Annotated in this window: 12 protein-coding genes; 6 read left to right on the top strand and 6 right to left on the bottom strand. The window is 58.1% G+C overall.

Going from position 1 to position 14413, the window contains the following annotated elements; all coding sequences use genetic code 11:
- Positions 1-58: 58 nt before the first annotated feature.
- The gene (locus ASF13_RS04330; protein WP_056232972.1) at positions 59-1084 is read right to left on the bottom strand and encodes an ABC transporter substrate-binding protein; all 1026 of its coding nucleotides are present in this window, start codon (positions 1082-1084) and stop codon (positions 59-61) included.
- A gap of 216 nt (positions 1085-1300) precedes the next feature.
- Between ASF13_RS04330 and ASF13_RS04325 the strand changes: the two genes are divergently transcribed.
- Complete coding sequence (locus tag ASF13_RS04325) at positions 1301-2341, top strand: LacI family DNA-binding transcriptional regulator (RefSeq protein WP_056232970.1); 1041 nt, start codon at positions 1301-1303, stop codon at positions 2339-2341.
- 171 nt (positions 2342-2512) lie between these two features.
- On the top strand, positions 2513-3424 hold the full coding sequence (locus ASF13_RS04320) for a pyridoxal-phosphate dependent enzyme (protein WP_056232968.1): 912 nt from the start codon (positions 2513-2515) through the stop codon (positions 3422-3424).
- A gap of 171 nt (positions 3425-3595) precedes the next feature.
- Here the strand turns inward: ASF13_RS04320 and ASF13_RS04315 are convergent, their stop codons facing one another.
- A complete protein-coding gene (locus tag ASF13_RS04315) occupies positions 3596-4582 on the bottom strand; it encodes a threonine/serine dehydratase (protein WP_082502284.1) in 987 nt (328 codons plus the stop codon).
- A gap of 52 nt (positions 4583-4634) precedes the next feature.
- Between ASF13_RS04315 and ASF13_RS04310 the strand changes: the two genes are divergently transcribed.
- Entirely contained in the window at positions 4635-4979 is a 345-nt protein-coding gene (locus ASF13_RS04310) for a helix-turn-helix transcriptional regulator (protein ID WP_056232966.1), read from the top strand.
- Here ASF13_RS04310 and ASF13_RS04305 read toward each other — a convergent pair.
- The 3 genes from ASF13_RS04305 to ASF13_RS04295 form a co-directional block, all read right to left on the bottom strand.
- The gene (locus ASF13_RS04305) at positions 4972-6591 is read right to left on the bottom strand and encodes a glycoside hydrolase family 43 protein (RefSeq protein WP_056232963.1); all 1620 of its coding nucleotides are present in this window, start codon (positions 6589-6591) and stop codon (positions 4972-4974) included. The two genes, ASF13_RS04310 and ASF13_RS04305, sit on opposite strands and share 8 nt — an antisense overlap.
- The gene (locus tag ASF13_RS04300; RefSeq protein ID WP_056232961.1) at positions 6588-7964 is read right to left on the bottom strand and encodes a glycoside-pentoside-hexuronide (GPH):cation symporter; all 1377 of its coding nucleotides are present in this window, start codon (positions 7962-7964) and stop codon (positions 6588-6590) included. The genes ASF13_RS04305 and ASF13_RS04300 overlap by 4 nt, the downstream gene beginning before the upstream one ends.
- A gap of 250 nt (positions 7965-8214) precedes the next feature.
- Entirely contained in the window at positions 8215-9123 is a 909-nt protein-coding gene (locus ASF13_RS04295; RefSeq protein WP_056232959.1) for a helix-turn-helix transcriptional regulator, read from the bottom strand.
- A gap of 197 nt (positions 9124-9320) precedes the next feature.
- On the opposite strand from ASF13_RS04295, the gene ASF13_RS04290 reads away from it, so the two are divergent.
- From ASF13_RS04290 to ASF13_RS04280, 3 genes are all read left to right on the top strand, one after another.
- Positions 9321-9920, top strand: a complete 600-nt coding sequence (locus ASF13_RS04290; protein WP_056232956.1) for a nitroreductase family protein — start codon at positions 9321-9323, stop codon at positions 9918-9920.
- 289 nt (positions 9921-10209) lie between these two features.
- Positions 10210-10929, top strand: coding sequence for a DUF6088 family protein (locus ASF13_RS04285; protein WP_056232955.1), 720 nt, complete (start codon positions 10210-10212; stop codon positions 10927-10929).
- Positions 10926-11900, top strand: coding sequence for a nucleotidyl transferase AbiEii/AbiGii toxin family protein (locus ASF13_RS04280; RefSeq protein WP_056232953.1), 975 nt, complete (start codon positions 10926-10928; stop codon positions 11898-11900). Before ASF13_RS04285 ends, ASF13_RS04280 begins: the two co-directional genes overlap by 4 nt.
- Before the next feature lie 132 nt (positions 11901-12032).
- Here the strand turns inward: ASF13_RS04280 and ASF13_RS04275 are convergent, their stop codons facing one another.
- On the bottom strand, positions 12033-14168 hold the full coding sequence (locus tag ASF13_RS04275) for a TonB-dependent siderophore receptor (protein WP_056232951.1): 2136 nt from the start codon (positions 14166-14168) through the stop codon (positions 12033-12035).
- Between the last annotated feature and the right edge of the window lie 245 nt (positions 14169-14413).

The following is a 14413-nucleotide window of genomic DNA, read 5'->3' as shown; positions in this document are numbered from 1 at the left end:
ACAGGCCGTGCGGCGCATCGGGTTGGCCGCACGGCGTCAGAGGTCAGGGTGGGAGGCGTTACTGCGCGCTGGCACCGATCTCTTTATCCCAGCGGCTGAGCAGCTCTTTACGTTTTTCAGAGTTGCCGTAGGTTTTGAAGTCGTAGTCGATCAGCTTGATGTTCTCGAAGCGCGGCGCGTATTCGGAGATCTCCGCCTTACTGTTGGACGGCAGCTGGAAGGATTTGGCGTCTTTCATATGCGACTGGGCGTCGGCGCTCAGCGCCCAGTCGTACCACACTTTGGCGCTGGCGAGGTTGCGCGCGCCTTTGACGATCGACATCGAACCAATCTCATAGCCGGTGCCTTCGCACGGGGCCACCGCCTTGACCGGGAAGCCGTCCACCTGCATCGCCACCGCGTCGTGCATAAACACGATGCCGATGGTGGTTTCGCCCCGTGCCGCCGCCTTCACCGGGGCAGAGCCGGATTTGGTGTACTGCGAGATATTGGCGTTAAGCTTTTTCAGATAGTCGAAGGCTTTCTCCTCGCCCATAATCTGCACCAGCGTGGCGAGAGTGTTATAGGCGGTGCCGGAGGAGTTCGGGTTAGCCATCTGGATCTCGCCTTTGTACGCCGGATCCAGCAGGTCGGCCCAGCAGGCCGGAGCCTTAAGCTTTTTGTCGGCGATCAGTTTGGTGTTGTAGCCCCAGCCCAGCGCCCCGGCGTAGACGCCGACGGTGCGGTAACCGGCGCTCTCTGCCTGCTTGCGCGCCCACTCCTGCTGCTCGCCGAGCAGCGGCGATTGATAAGGCTGGGTCAGCCCTTCGTCGGCGGCCTGCATATGCGGATCGCCGGTACCCGCCCACCAGATATCGGTACGCGGGTTACGTGCCTCGGTGCGGATACGGGCATAGGCTTCGCCGGCGGAGAGCCTCACCATACTGACCTTGATATCCGGGTGCTGCTTTTCAAACAGGTTGGTCATTTGCTCACATACCACCACGTCGGCGGAACAGATCATATTCAGCTTGCCGGCCGCCAGGGCCGGGGCGGCGAACGCGGATCCGGCGACGACTGCTGCAATCAGGGTCAGACGATACATAGTGTTCTCCTTGGTTCTGTAGGGTGGCGATACGGTGTCGCCGGAGTTTTTTTGCACTTGTGTGCAATTAATTAATGGACAACAATTAACCTGTCAATCGCGTTACATGGCATTTCAGTGGTTGCGTCACAAAAACAGAACAATATTGTAACAATCTTGTTTGCACAGGCGTGCAAACTGCGACAAAATCAGTTTTCGTTTACCAGGGGGTGCAACATGGCAGTGGAGAAGGCGGTAGTCAGTGCAAAAGATGTGGCCGACCTGGCCGGCGTGTCGCGTTCGGCGGTGTCACGCACCTTCACGCCGGGAGCCAGCGTATCGCCAGCCACCCGTAAACGGGTGATGCAGGCGGCGGAATCGCTCGGCTATCACGTCAACCATCTGGCGCGTGGGTTAGTCAGCCACCGCAGCGGCATCATCTGCCTGATCGTCTCGGAGCTGGCTACCCCGTACCGCGCCAGCCTGGTGCGGCTGCTGACCCTGCAGCTGCAGGCGGCCGGTAAGATCACCATGCTGATTAACACCGACCGCTCCGACGACAGCGTGGCCGCCGCGCTGCAGCAGGCGATTAACTTCCGCGCCGACGCCTCGTTTCTGCTCTCCGGCATGCCGGACAGCGCCATCGCCCGCCTGTGCCACAGGCACGGCCAGCGGCTGGTGCTGATCAACCGTAATGACGTGCTGCCGGGGTCGCTGAGCATCAATCAGGACAGTCAGGAGGCCGCCAGCCGGGTGGTGATGGCCTTCGCCCGCGCCGGCTGCCGCCGTCTGGCTTTTGCCAACTCGCTGGCCGGCACGCCCAGCCTGATGGCGCGCGAACAGGGATTTGTGCAGGCGGCGGAAGCGGCCGGGCTGCAGGTCAGCGTCGAGCGCTTTGGCACCACCTCCTACGAGAGCGGGCAGATCCTCGCCCACCGGCTGCTGACCCGCCGCGACCGCCCGGACGCGGTGTTCTGCGTCACCGACCTGCTGGCCTGCGGCTTTATGGATGAGGCGCGGCACCGCTTTGCCCTGCGCATCCCTGAAGACCTGTGCATCGCCGGTTACGATGATATCCCGCAGGCCAGCTGGTCCTCGTATAACCTCACCACCTTCACCCAACCGGTGGCGCTGTTTGCCGAAGACGCGGTGAACTGGCTGGTGGCGCAGGAGCGTAAGGAGGAGCGGGACAGCGCGAACGCGGGGCTGGAAACCGCCGGTGAGACGCGCAGCTATCAGGCCGAATTTATCTGGCGCGGGACGATTCGCGGGGGCTGAGCAGGACAGCAGCTGAGCTGTCAGACTATTTAAACAAATTGTTGATTTAAGTGGTCTGTAAGCGTAATTTACTCCACGCCCTTTGAGAACAATTCGAGTTAATTTCACTATTTTGTTGAAATAAATCCTCGCTATCCCTTTGCCGGATCCCCTTTTCCGATGGAGCGTTACATGCCACTGAGTATCACCACTCCGCTGCTGGAGTCGCTGCCGCCTGGACAGCTGAATCAGACCCGCGTCTGGCTGAAGATGGAGGCGCTGCAGCCCTCCGGCTCGTTTAAAATTCGCGGCGTCGGCCACGCCTGTGAAACCCACTACGCGCGCGGTGCCCGCCGCTTTATCTCCTCTTCCGGCGGTAACGCCGGGCTGGCGGTGGCCTATGCCGGGCGGCAGCTTGGCGTACCGGTCATCGTGGTGGTGCCGGAAACCGCCTCCGTCCGCGCCCGCCAGCTGCTGGTGCTGGAAGGGGCGGAGGTCCGGGTACATGGCAGCACCTGGGCAGAAGCGAACGATCTGGCGCTGTCGCTGCTGACCGACAACGATGCCTTTATCCATCCGTTTGACGATCCGCTGCTGTGGCAGGGCCACGCGACGATGATTGATGAAGTGGTGGCGGCTGGGGTGCGGCCGGATGCGGTGGTGCTGTCGGTAGGGGGCGGTGGCCTGCTGGCCGGCGTGGGCGAAGGGCTGCTGCGTAACGGGTTACAGGATGTGCCGGTGTATGCCGTCGAAACCGGGGGGATGGCGTCATATGCGGCGGCGCTGTCGGCGGGCCAGCCGGTGGAACTGGCGCAACTGTCCGGCGTGGCGACGTCGCTGGGTGCCCGCCAGGTGTGCCAGCGTGCCGTGGATCTGAGCCGTGAGCTGAATATTACCTCCGTTACCGTCAGCGATCGTCAGGCCGTGGATGCCTGCCTGAGCCTGCTGGACGACCAGCGCGTGCTGGTGGAACCCGCCTGCGGCGCGGCGCTGGCGGCGCTGTACTGCCGGAAGCTGCCGCTGGACGGGGTGAACAACGTGCTGGTGATTGTCTGTGGCGGATCCACCGCCACCGTGGCTTCGCTACAGTCATTTGCGGGCTGAGCGCTGAGGCAGACAAGTAACGCCGCCGACCTGACGGGTCAGGGCTGGCTAATGCAGTTGGGCTGACAGGTCATCATTGCCGGTCAGGATGGCTAATGCAGTTGGGCTGACAGGTTCCATTGCCGATCAGGCGGGCTACAGCAGCCAGCCCGATCGGGCTGACGTTGCCGATCAGGCGTCGTTAAGCAGCGACAGATAGCGCGAACCCGCCACGTTTCTGCCGCTGATCACCGCCACGGTGCGGCGTCCGGCGATCTCCCCCGCATAGCGCAGCGCCCCGGCCAGCGCCGGTACGCCGGACGGTTCAGCGACCTGGCGCTCAACGTCAAGCAGGATGCGCATCGCGGCTTTGATCTCCGCTTCCGAAACGGTCAGCACCCGATCCACCCGGTCGCGCACCAGCGGCCAGGTGAGGGTGGAGGCTTCAATCGGGCCGCTGACGCCTTCGGCAACCGACGGGCTGTGCGCAACCGGCACGGGTTCACCCGCATCCATCCAGCGGGCGAAGGTTGGGCTGGCCTCGCTCTGAATCCCCCATACTTCAATCGCCGGATTGATCGCTTTCACCGCCGTTGCGATCCCGGCCGCCAGACCGCCGCCGCCGATGTTGACGAGGATGATCTCCGCGTCGGCCCACTGTTGCAGGATCTCCAGCCCGACCGTGCCGCCGCCGGCCACCATGGCGAGGTTGTTGTAGGCCGACACAAAGACGGCACCCGAGCGTTGCGCCTCAGTCAGCGCCGCATGGCGAGCCTGTTCAACGTCGTCGAAGAAGGTTAAGCGCGCGCCAAAATCGCGCATGGTGGCGACCTTGCCCGGATCTGCCGCGTGCGGCAGGTAGATGCTGACCGGCACGCCGGTGGCATGGCCGGCACAGGCCAGACCCAGCCCGTGGTTGCCGGCGGTGGGAGCAATCACGCCGGTCTGCCGCTGTTCGGGCGTCAGGCTGGCCAGCACGTTGGTCGCTCCACGCAGCTTAAAGCTGCCGGTCAGCTGCTGGCTCTCCAGCTTGAGGCGCAGCTCCGCACCGATGCGTGCCGAGAGGGCGGGGGAGGGATCTAACGGCGTGGTGCGCACCGTGGAACGGATGCGCTCCGCAGCGGCAACAATATCCTGCACGCTGACCGTGTCGGTTGCCGTTTGCTGTGGGTCTGTCATAGTAGTGGCTCGGTAAGTGTATTGTGAAATAACTATATAGGTATTTGGCTATATGAACAAGCAGATGACGACCACGGCAGAACTGCTGCGGGCGATGGGCAACGAACAGCGGCTGATGATACTGCACTGGCTGGCCGATCCGTGCGCCTGGTTTCCCGCCCAGCGCGACGGCGATCTGGTTGAGGATGGCGTCTGCGTCGGCTTTATCACCGAAAAGCTTGGCCTCAGCCAGCCGACCGTTACCGGCCACCTGCAGCTGCTGGCGAAGGCCGGGCTGGTAACCTCAAAACGCATCAAAAACTGGGTGTTCTACAAGCTGGTGCCGCAGCGGCTGGCCGAAGCCAGCGCGGCGGTCAGCGCGCTGACGCACACCGCAACGGAGACGATCGCTAAGTAAGCACGCCACCGCACTGCTCCTCCGCCCGGTACTCAAAGTAGTCGAAGTCGGCATACGCGTTTTCACCGGTAAAGTCCTGGCAGCACAGGCCGACGAAGGTGCCGGTAAAGCGCTCAATGCCGCGCTCTTTAAAGTATTCGTCCGACAGTTTGCTGAACTCAACATAGCCGCCGACCGGATGCCACGTGGTTTCGTCGGCGGACCAGAAGAAGAACGCCGCATCGAAGCTGACCTCCACTTTCAGATACACCGGGCCGTCATGGCCCGTTTCCGTGCCGCTTTCCGTTGGCTGGCTGAGCCGGTTGAGATCGTTAATCATCAGATTAACGACGCGCCTGCCGTCAGCGCCGCGCGTCAGGTAGAGATAGAGGTAGTGGGTGGTGTCGTAAATACACACCAGCCCGGCCATCTGCTGGAACGAGGTCGGCTGGAAATCGACGCGGGTCTGCGCGGTGAAGGCGAAATCGGTCTGCCGCCGCGCCACCAGGCTCTGGCAGTGGCGCGAGCTGAGGGATTCGCGGCCGTACAGCCGCAGCCAGCCTTTACGTGCCTGCAGGCTGCACACCGACTCCGGCAGCGGAATACGCAGCGTCTGCAGCCACAGCGGCAGTGTCGGTGAATCAAAATCCTCACGCACAGGCAGAGCCGGCCACGGTCTCTCAGCCAGCGGCGAGTGCACCTGCAGCCGCGGGGTGTTTTTCCCGCTGGTCAGCCGCAGCCAGCCCTCTTCGTTCCAGTACACCGCCTGGATCGCCGTTTCCCGTCCCATGGTGCTGCGGCCGCGTGACGGCAGCGGCCGGCCGCACAGGTGCACCATAAACCAGTCGCCCTGCGGCGTTTGCACCAGGTCGGCGTGGCCCGTGCGCTGCAGCGGCAGGCGGCAGTCGTAGCGCGAGGTCAGCATCTGGCCGATCGGGTCAGTCTCATAGGGGCCGAGTAAATTACGCGAGCGCACCATCGTTACGCCGTGGTTGTAAAAGGTGCCGCCCTCGGCGGTCAGCAGGTAAAACCAGCCGTCGCGCTGATAGAGATGCGGCCCTTCGGTGATCCCCAGCTCGCTGCCGCCGTAGATCGTGCGGCACTCGCCGGTCAGGCGCTGCTGCTGCGGGTCATACTGCTGGATGATGATGCCGTTCCACTTCGGGAAGCCCGGCTTGCCGCCGTCGCGGTAGCTCATCTCCATGCTCACCAGCCATGTGCTGCCGTCAGCGTGGTGAAACAGCGACGGGTCGATGCCGCGACCGTTCAGGTAGACCGGCTCTGACCACTCGCCTTCGATATCGCGGGTGGTGACCACGTAGTTGTTGACGTCCCAGAAGCGGCCGCTGAGGTTTTTCACGTCGCTGTAGACCAGGTAAAACACGCCCTCTTTTTCACTCAGGCAGGGGGCATAGACGCCGCCGGAGTCCGGGTTACCGCGCATATCCAGCTGGCTGGCCCGGTTCAGCGGATGGGCTATCAGCGACCAGTGTTTTAAATCATACGACTTATAGAGGCAGACGCCGGGAAACCACTCAAAGGTCGAAGTGGCGATATAGTAAGCGCCATTGGCAAAGAGTATCGACGGGTCCGGGTTAAAACCGGGCAGGATCGGATTGGTAATGGTGGTCATTTTATCTCTCCCTGGGCATCAGCCAGTGCGCTAACGGTGGGTTGCGGACTTGCCGGCGCGTGTTCGGCAGCAACGGGGTGGTGGCGGTAGTTTCTGAGGATCAGGATCAGGCTGAGCAGCAGCAGTGCAGGGATCGCGGTGAAAATCAGACGGATGCACAGCACGGCGCTCTCGCTCTGTAGTGTCGCGCCCCCGGTATAGCCGCCGAACGTTAATATCCAGCCCATCAGCGCGCCGCCAATGGCGATGCCAACCTTAATGGCAAAGATATTGGTGGAGAACACCAGCCCGCTAAATGATTTCCCCGCCTGCCGTTCCACATGGTCAATGATGTCGCTCAGCAGGCTCCACTGCAGCGGCGTGGCCATTGAGTTAATCAGATGGATAATGCCAATGAGAGCGCAGATGGCGACGGCCTGCTGCGAGGGGACAAAGAACAGACCGATCATAATCAGTGCCTGCAGCGACATCGCCAGTTTATAAGCCCGCAGCCGTTCGATGCGTTTTGCGACCAGCGGGGTCAGCATTGAGCCAAAAAACTTGGCGGCGAGGATCAGCGTCAGCACCACGCTGACCAGCTCCGGGCGCTGCAGGTAATACGTCACGAAGTACATGGCGCCACCGGTTTTTAAAATCCCGGCGGTCAGGTTTACCACGTTGAGAGTAAACAGCTTGCGCCAGTTGGCATCCTCCGCCAGATAGCGCAGTTCGCTGAACACGCTGCTAAACTTCTGGCTGCGGTCTACCGGGCGAATATAGCGCTCGCGGGTCATGGCGAAGCAGAGGTAAAACATCAGCGTGCTGAGCCCGCCCATCAGCAGCATGGCGTAAAAGTAGCCGTGCTGCAGGTTACCGCCGCCCAGTACTTTGGTCAGCGGCAACGCCACCAGCGATACCAGAACGCCGCCCAGCGCCGCAAAGGCGAAACGGTAAGACTGCATCGACACCCGCTCCGCCGGGTTTTGCGACAGGTTGTTGATCAGCGCACAGTAGGGGACGTTAACCAGCGTATACAGCAGCGACAGCGCGGTGTAGGAGATATAGGCGTAAACCAGCTTGCCGGTCTCGCCGAACTCCGGCGTGTAAAAGGTCAGTGAACCAATTACGCCGAACGGCAACGCGAACCACAGCAGATAAGGGCGGAACTGGCCATGCCTGGTCAGCGTATGGTCGGCCAGGAAACCGATCCAGACGTCGAAAAAGGCGTCCAGCACCCTGACCACCAGGAACATAATGCCCATATGGTAGGCGCTGAGGCCATAAATGTCGGTGTAGAAAAAGGCCATAAACAGCATGATGGTTTGCCAGATGATGTTTGACGCACCATCACCGAGGCCGTAACCGATTTTTTCTCTGAACGTCAGTGCAGACATAGGGAGTCCTTTTTTGATTTTATTGTCAGGGCAGGCAAGCCGGGCTTGCGATATCAAAAATAGGCCTTATCAGGGCGCAATAATGTAGTGGAAAACGAGTGGAATATAATTTTCTTGCGCAGGAGGGGTAACGGCGATCACTGTTTTGCAAAGAAGCCGTTGGGCGGTCAGCCGGGCGAGGGTGCTGGCAGTGTTTCAGTCAGGTAACGCAGAGATAAGCCCTGGTCAGGCGGATGATGATAGCGACGCACTATCCGTCGGCGGCAGGCGTCAGCACGGCCACGTCATGGTAAGAGGAGAGCTGGCGGGTGGTGCGGCTGCGCTGGCGGAAGGTTTTCGGCGATACGCCCATCAGCGCTTTAAATTTGTAGCAATAGTAGGCGCTGTCGGTAAAGTCGCAGCGGTAGGCGACGTCGGTTATGCTCAGGTCGCTGTTTCTCAGCAACTCTGCGGACCGGGCGATCTTCTTGCGGATCAGATACTCCTTAAAGCCGACCTGCATAATCTTTTTAAAGGTGCGCGAGAAGTGGCTGGTGGAGAGCCCGCAGCGGGCGGCGGCCTCGGTCAGTGAGAGGGTAAAGCGCTGCTGGTGTTCCAGCCACACCACAAAATCAATCAGCGTATCGAACGGGCCTGCCTTATCGCCTCTGACGATGACTTTATCAGCCTGTTCGCCGCAGCCGTACACCGTGTTGAGCAGCAGCACCAGCAGCGGATCGATCTGCTCCGGGCCCTGCGGCGCGGCGTGCAGCTCGCTAAACCAGGTAAACAGAAACTGCAGCCGCTCGGCCTGCTGCGGGTTAAGCTGCAGCACAAAACCGGCCTGCAGATCGCCCAGCTGAAACGGGTATTTCAGGCGATGATGCACGGCCTGCTGGTACTGCAGTAAAAAGCGCTGATGATCGCCGCTGTGCTCCAGTTCCATATCGTGCAGCACCATCGAGCCAACAAACACCAGGGTGTTGTCCTGCACGCTGAATTTTTCACTGCCGATCGAGAACGCGCCGCGCGCGCGACGAAACCACATAATCTCATGTTCCAGATGCACGTGCGGGCGGATCGCCACGCCGTCCACCGGCACGCCTTCACCGGCACGCAGCATGTAATCCACGCCCAGCGTGGTTTCAATTTTTTCATAAAAGCGATCGGAATGGGACATGGCACAACACGGCGCAATTCCAGGAGCGGTTACTATTACGTTATCGCGCAGGCGAAAGCAATCCACCGTGCAGCGGCCCGCGGCCGTTCAGTTTTTTTTAACAACACCCACAGATTTTTTGGCTGCCATTTTCATCAGAATTTTCATAGTATGAAAGGCTCCGGGGTGTTCCCGGAGAAACTCAGCCAGGAGGAACTATGTCGGGTCATTTTTTAGAAATCGCCACGAAGCGTCGCAGTATCTATGTACTGGGTAACGATCTGCCACTGTCGAAAGAAGACGTTGCAGCGCTGATTAAAGAAGCCGTCCGTCAGGCACCGTCGTCCTTTAACTCACAGTCATCCCGCGTGGTGGTGCTGTTCGGTGAAGAGCATAAGAAGCTGTGGGAGATCACCCGCGAGCAGCTGCGCAAAATCGTCCCGGCCGAGAATTTCCAGGGCACCAGCGATAAGATGGATATGTTTGCCGCCTCCGCCGGTTCCGTACTGTTCTTCGAAGATGAAACCGTGATTGCCGGCCTGCAGGAGCAGTTCCCGAGCTACGCCGATAACTTCCCAATCTGGTCTGAGCACAGCACCGGCATCGCCCAGTACGCCGTCTGGCTGGCGCTGGCCGAGCAGGAGATCGGTGCCAACCTGCAGCACTACACCCCGCTGATCGACAACGACGTGCGCGAGGCATGGGATATCCCGGCCAGCTGGAAACTGCGCGCGCACCTGAACTTTGGTTCTGTCCAGGCCCCGGCGAAAGATAAAACCTATATCGAAGACGATAAACGCTTTAAGGTGCTGGGCTAACGCTCTGTGCTACCACGGATTCGGTGCCTGCCGGGTCCGGTTTAATTCGGCAGTCTTTTGCGGCTGCCGGATTGCTCCTAAACTCTGTCAGTTCCTCTCTCTGCTGGTTCGCTTATTTTTCGATTATTTGTTGTTGTGGCTTAAAATTTAATGTAATAAATACAATAAGTTAAATATATATTCTTGCTAAGAAATGGTGAGTCCATTTACTCTAAATGTCATGTTTTTCTGCAAAAAAACTTTCTATTTTTTAAGGTGGGTGTAGAATACTTATCAGGAGGGAAGCAATATGAAGATTAAACCCTTGGTTGAGAATGAGATAACTCGATTTGAACCGGGTAAAATTTTTACCTATGGAGATTTATCTCCATTTCTTTCAAATCCTGAAACTACGGTGAAGGCTGTCAGTCGTCTGGTGAAGAATGGCGACATTAAAAGGTTCGCAAAAGGGCAGTTTTATCGTCCAAAGAAAGGGATTTTTGGCGAAATGCAGCTCAGTGATACTGAGAAGCTGAACACCTTCATCTATCAGGATGGCAAGCGGAGAGGTTATGTTACGGGAACAGGCCTCTATAACAGACTGGGTCTGACCACTCAGGTACCCAGAACGATTACCATTGCCAGTAACAAATCACCACAGCGCAAGAATCTTGGCACGATCGAAGTTAAATTAGTGAAAGCTAAAGCGCCTGTTTCGGAATCCAACAGAGAATATCTTGAGATCCTTGATGTACTTTCAGATATTAAGAAAATACCGGACAGTAATCCTTCATCCGTCATGAAGGTGATGGCAGGGAAACTGAAGGATATCGACAAAAGTGATCTTGATGAGATTATTAATCTGTCCGGTTTTTATTCGCCTGCAACGAGAGCCTTGTTAGGGTTGTTGACAGAGAAAATTAATATAAATATAGCGGAGAATATCAAAAAACAGCTCAATCCGACTACCCGCTACCGAGTTGGACTGGACGGTTCCTGGGATAATGCTGATAAATGGAATGTCGAATGAACCTTCATGATAATCCAGAAATGTTTCTTGAACTGATTAACCGGACAGCAGATCACTTTAAGATCCCAGAGGTTTATGTCGAGAAGGATTACTGGGTTACACGAGTCCTTCTCCAGCTAAGCCAGTCTGAGTTCAGGGAGGATTTTATTTTTAAAGGTGGAACGGCGTTATCCAGGGTCTTTGGTCTGATTCAAAGGTTTTCAGAAGATGTCGATCTGGCCATGTTTAACCATCGGGCGCTTAGCGATAACCAGATTAAAAAGCGTATAAGGGCCGCTGAGCAAAGGATTTCTGCCGGATTGACTTATATTGAGAGTCCTGGTGAGTCCAAAGGAAGTCAATTCCGGAAAGTCTATTATGAGTTTCCACGAATCGTTGATGGAGATTTTGGTCACGCCTCGGATGTTATTCTGCTTGAAATAAACAGTTTTACCTCACCTGAGCCTTTTTCTCCTATGCCTGTTGAATCACTGATTGCAGAATTCATCAGGAAAGGGCTGATTGAGGGTGGTGATGCGGTGATAACACGTTTCGGACTGGAAAGATTTGCAATCAACGTTCTCGACATCAAACGAACGGTTGCGGAAAAAATATTAGGATTGGTCAGAGCATCCAGGTCCGAAGACCCACAGCAGGCATTATCTGATAAAATTCGGCATATATATGATCTATGCATGATTAAACGTGATGCACAATATAGTCAGCTTTTTTATTCTGATGAACTTTTGGATATGGTCGATCTTGTGAAACAGGCCGACAGAGATCAGTTCGAAGATGCAGGAATCTGGCTTGATCAGCCTTTGCATGAGAGTGTGCTTTTCAGCCAGCCACTTGAAACCTGGGAAAATATCAGGGGTGTTTTCCACGGTGCTTTTTCTGAACTGGTTTACGACGGCGATCTTCCCTCTGACGACGAGGTGATTGGGGTACTCTCCTCAGTAGCCGATCTTCTCAAAAGAATGCATGACTGAAAGAGTAGTAATCAAGAACGTAAAAAACCTTGTTCGTTAATTAATTTTACGGTCACCACCTCGATGGTCTGTTCACTGGCTTTGCTGCGCTATTGCGGGCGGCCTCCCTGCCGCCCCCGGGTGCTGAAAAAATCAGAACTTATAGCTGGCACCCACCTGCCAGCTGCGGTCGCGGCCGATCCAGCAGTAGTTGCTGTCGTAGCAGGTGTAGGTGAACTTATTGGTCAGGTTCTGCGCCCCGGCCTTCACGGTTAAGCCCTTCAGGCTGTTGCTGACCACCCCCATGTCGTACGCCACGGCGGCGTCAAACTGGGTATTGCCGCCGATGGCGGGCACCGAGTTGTCCGGAGTGATCGCGGTTTTGCCCTGATAGCGCATCCCGGCACCAAGCATCAGGCCGTTAAGCGGGCCGCTGGCAAAGGTGTAGTCGCTCCACAGGTTCAGGGTGTTTTCCGGCACCTGGGTGGCGCGCTGGCCCTGATAACGGTCGTCCTGCACGTTAATCGCCCGCGTATAGGCGTAGCTGGCGATCAGGTTCAGGTTCTCCAGCGGACGGCTCACCGCGCTGAACTCAAACCCTTTCGATTCGATCTCACCGGTCTGGCGGTAGTTCGCCAGCCCACCCACGTAAGTGTTATCGGTGGTCAGCACGTTCTTCTGATTGATCTTAAACACCGAGGCGGTCAGCGTGGTGGCGTAGTCGGCCAGCAGCGTTTTCACCCCGCCTTCCACCTGCTTGCTGGTGGTCGGTTTCACCTGGGTGGCGCTCAGCGTGCCAATCGGCGACACCGGCAGGAAGCCTTCCGAATAGCTGATAAACGGCGCGATGCCGTTGTCGAACTGGTACAGCGCGCCGAGGCGTTTAGTGACGCGATCCTGGTCGACCCAGCTTTTATCACCACCGTTGAGGTGATCGGTGGTGGTGGAGCGGTAGTCGTCGTAGCGCAGGCTGGCGATCAGGTTCAGCCCGCCAAACTCGACCTGATCCTGCAGATAGTAACCGGCCTGGTTAAAGCTCATATGCTGGCGCGTGGCCGCATACAGGCCGAGATTGTTATCGGTGACCACGCCGTGATCCGGGTTCTGCATATCGATCGCCGGATAAACGCTGCCGTAATCATAGTTAAAGTTGGCGTTCAGGCGCTGATAGTCAACGCCGGCCAGCAGATGGTGTTTCCACTCGCCCAGGCTGAGCGTTTTCGTCAGCTGGTTGTCGATATTAACGTTGTTCAGCGACTCATCGGTAGTGTAACCAAAGCGCGACAGGGTGGTGTCGCTGCCGCTGGTGCCGGTGGAGTAGATGCTGCGCTGGTATGATTCCACGTGGGCATAACGTGCTTTCTGCACCACGCCCCAGCCGCTGTCGAACTGGTGCTCGAAGGTGTAGCCGATCAGCGTCTGGCGCTGTTTGAAGCCGTTCCAGCGGTCGCCGGCGTAGTCATCACGGCTGGCCGAACCGCTGCGCAGGTAAGCCAGCGGCAGCGGGTTGGACGGCGTCAGGCTCGGCTGATCCTGGTAGATGGCATCGATGGTCAGGCGCGTCTGGTCTGACGGCTGCCAGCTGACGGACGGGGCCAGCAGATAGCCTTCATGTTTGGTGGTCTGTGCCTGATCGTCACCGGCGCTGGCCTTGCCGATAAAGCGGTAGTTCCAGTCGCTGTCGGCGATCTGGCCGGTGGAGTCCAGCGTGCCTTCACGCAGCGCGCGGTTGCCGGTGGTGAACTCCACCTCGGTGCTCTGCTCTTTTTTCGGCGTTTTACCCTGAATATTCACCAGCCCGCCCGGCGAGGCGTTGCCGTACAGCACCGAGGAGGGGCCTTTCAGGATATCCACCTGCTCGATCAGGATCGGATCGATGCCGGCTTTGGTATTGCCGCTGACGTTGTACGGCAGCTGCAGCCCGTTGTAGTACTCGTGCTCGGCGCTGAAGCCGCGAATTTTGTACTCACTCATATAGGTGGTGGAGCCGCGCATTTCGGTCGCCACGCCCGCTTCGTAGCGCAGGATCTCATTCAGTGAATTTGCATGGCGCTTCTCAATTTCCGCCTTGCTGATGGTATCGATAGTCTGCGCGGTACGGCTTTCCGGCACCGCCGATTTACTGGCGCTGTTGGTATAGGGCGCAACGCTGTTTTCGGCGCTACCGCCACCGGCGGTGACCACCAGCGTGCCGTCGCTGTTAGCGGTGGCGGCCTGCGCCAGCGGTGAGAGGGAGGCCGCAATGCTGAGCGCCAGAAGGGAGAAATGCCGGTAACCGTGCCTTGCCATAAAGAAAGTCTCTCTGTTTTTATCAAATTCGCGGCGGCTATTATTGCTGAAAGATTCGCATTCGCACCTATGCGAACTGCCGGATTGCGTATGCGGGATGACAAAAGCGGGCGGACAGAGGCCGGGGCAACCGGCACGGCGCTGTTATCCGGCGTAATTCACAGTCAGGATCCCGGCGATAATGTCCGTTGCTTTCAGGAACTATCGCCAGCCCGGTCAGCTCGTGATGAGGCGGGCCCCGGTCA

The sequence above is a fragment of the Erwinia sp. Leaf53 genome (assembly GCF_001422605.1).
Classification (GTDB): domain Bacteria; phylum Pseudomonadota; class Gammaproteobacteria; order Enterobacterales; family Enterobacteriaceae; genus Erwinia.
Note: the sequence above shows the minus strand (reverse complement) of the source record. Positions and strands in the feature narration are given on the sequence as shown.